This is a genomic window from Acidovorax sp. HMWF018 (assembly GCF_003061035.1).
Classification (GTDB): Bacteria; Pseudomonadota; Gammaproteobacteria; order Burkholderiales; family Burkholderiaceae_C; genus Acidovorax; species Acidovorax delafieldii.
Map to the genome: position 1 here is coordinate 1 of NZ_QAIM01000530.1, position 2,213 is coordinate 2,213.

At 66.4% G+C, this 2,213-nt stretch carries 2 protein-coding genes; both read right to left on the reverse strand.

The window, feature by feature from the left end; translation table 11 throughout:
* Positions 1–637: glutathione S-transferase family protein (locus DBR23_RS22485; protein WP_108499639.1), on the reverse strand; the 637-nt coding region annotated here is incomplete at its 3' end.
* A 30-nt stretch (positions 638–667) separates the two neighbouring features.
* Positions 668–2,213, reverse strand: a 1,546-nt coding sequence (locus DBR23_RS22490; RefSeq protein ID WP_233250676.1) for an acyl-CoA dehydrogenase family protein, incomplete at its 5' end; no start/stop codon positions are given.

Here is a 2,213-nt window from a genome sequence, read left to right on the forward strand (position 1 = left end):
GGTCCATCCACTCCAGCACGGCGGGCGTGGCGGCAAAGATGTCGGCCATCACGGGCACACACTGGCGCGTGAACCACAGCGGGTGGTAGGCCGCAAAGTCGGCCAGGCAAGGCTCGGCGCCGAACAGGAAGTCGTGTTCCTCGGCCATGTGCGCAATACGCCGCAGGTACGAGCGGTAGGCGGCCGTGGCATCGGCCGGTCGCAGGCGCTGCATGCCCGCGCTCATCTCGCGGCGGTCTTCGCCAAACACTTGCGCGGCAGCCGGCGGCAGGTTGGCAAACAACACGGCGGCGCCCTTGGGCTGCAGGTTGTAGGCCATGGCAGCCCAGAACAGCGTGGTGTCGGCCCACTGCGCAAACACGCGCGACACGCCTTTGAGGTGCGGCGGATACAGCACGGGTTCGGGATGCTCATGCTCCAGCACATCGCAGATCAGGGCCGAGTCGCAATAGATATCGGCGCCGATCTGCAAGAACGGCGTCTTGCGATACCCGCCGGTCAGCGCCACCACATCGGGCTTCGGCATGACGCTGGGGATGATGACGGACTTCCAGGCCAGCTGCTTGAAGCCGAGCACCGCACGGATCTTTTCGGAAAACGGGGACGAGGGGTAGTGGTGCAGGATGAGGTGGGACATGGGTTTCTCCGCAAAATTCTGTGGGATGGCTCAGGCCGGAAGTGCGCGGTCCAAGATGGCGTCAAGGTTGACACCCGCGCCCAGCGTGCCAAAGCTGTAGCCCCAGTCACCAGAGAGGCGCGAGTCGCAAAACGCTCGGAACACTGCGCCGGGCGCACTGCGCAACAACAGGGCCGCCTGCACTGCCAACGCTACATCCTGGGCGAGTCGCCGGGCCTCGGCCTCGGTGGTCATGGCGTCTACACGCAGGGGCAGTGCGCCGGCCAGACGGTCCAGCGCCGGGTGGGCGCCGCGTGCGGGTGCCAGTTCGGCGTCCAGCGCGGCAGCGGTGTCGGCGCGGCGCACGGCGCGCATCAAATCCAGCGCCATGATGTTGCCCGCGCCTTCCCAGATGGAGTTGAGCGGCATCTCGCGGTAGATGCGAGCCATCACGCCCTCGCCGCCCTCCTCCACATAGCCGTTGCCGCCCAGGCATTCCATGGCCTCTTGCGCAAACACGCTGCCGCGCTTACACACCCAGAACTTGGCGACGGGCGTGAGCAGGCGGGCCATCACGGCTTCGTGCTCGCTTTTCTCTTTGCGATCAAAAGCGCTTGCAAGCCTGATGGAGAGCGCAGTGGCTGCCTCACTTTCGAGCGCGAGGTCGGCCAGCACATTGCGCATCAGTGGCTGCTCGATGAGCTTTTTGCCAAAGGCCGAGCGCTGGCGCGTGTGGTGCAGCGCAATGCTGAGCGCCTGCCGCATAAGTCCGCTGGTGCCCAGCGCGCAGTCCAGCCGCGTCATGGTGCCCATCTCCAGGATCTGCGCCACACCCCGGCCCTCTTCGCCCACGCGCCAGGCCATCGCGCCGATGAACTCGACCTCGGAGCTGGCATTGGCGTGGTTGCCCAGCTTGTCTTTCAGGCGCTGGATGCGAATGGTGTTGACCGCCCCTTCACCACCATCGGGCAGCACGCGCGGCAGGAAGAAGCAGGTGAGCCCGCCGGGCGCCTGCGCCAGGATCAGAAACGCATCGCACATGGGCGCCGAGAAAAACCATTTGTGGCCGGTGATGCGATAGCGCGCGCCCCAGACATCGTCGCCGTCGTGGACAGCCTGTGTGGTGTTGGCACGCACGTCCGATCCGCCCTGCTTCTCGGTCATGCCCATGCCCATGGTGAGCGCGGATTTCTGCGAGAACAGCGCCAGGCGCGGGTCGTACTGCGTGCTCGCCAAACCCTTGCTCCAGTCCGCCCATACCGCTGAATTGCCTCGCAATGCCGGGGTCACGGCGTAGCTCATCGACACGGGGCACAGCACTGAGGGCTCGGCCTCGGTGAACAGCATGAAGCCCGCCGCGCGCTCCACATGCGCGTGGCCCGTTTCCTGGCGCGACCAGGGCGTGGCATGCAGGCCGTGGCGCAGGGCGGCGCCCATCAAAGCGTGGTAGCTGGGGTGGAACTCCACCACATCCGTGCGATGACCAAAGCGGTCGTGCGTGCGCAGCTGGGGCTTGTGGGTGTTGGCCAGGCGCGCGTGGGTCAGCATCTCGGCCGAGCCCATATCGGCGCCCAGCGCCGTGAGGCCCTCCACACTC